The 253-nt window shown below is 58.1% G+C and carries 1 protein-coding gene; it reads left to right on the forward strand.

Annotated elements, in window-relative coordinates; all coding sequences use genetic code 11:
• Positions 1-22: 22 nt before the first annotated feature.
• The coding region (locus E1297_RS49415) for a hypothetical protein (RefSeq protein ID WP_209015512.1) at positions 23-253 on the forward strand (231 nt) is incomplete at its 3' end.

The following is a 253-nucleotide window of genomic DNA, read 5'->3' on the forward strand; positions in this document are numbered from 1 at the left end:
GCCCCTCCCTGAAGGAAGGGGTTTGCCGCGTTTCTGGATCACCGAATCGCTCCGATTTCCAAACGATGCCGTTTGTATATCACATCGACATCGATCGTGCATCGGTCATTTCAGAGCCGCCTATCCGGCGGAGAACGATATCCGCGCTGCGCGCTCCATCATCCACCTCTTCAGAGCCGCCTGTGCGGCGGCGAACCTGGATGATCAATCCGCACCACTATTTCCGATCTTCAGAGCCGCCTATCCGGCGGAG

The organism is Roseibium sp. RKSG952 (assembly GCF_009711355.1).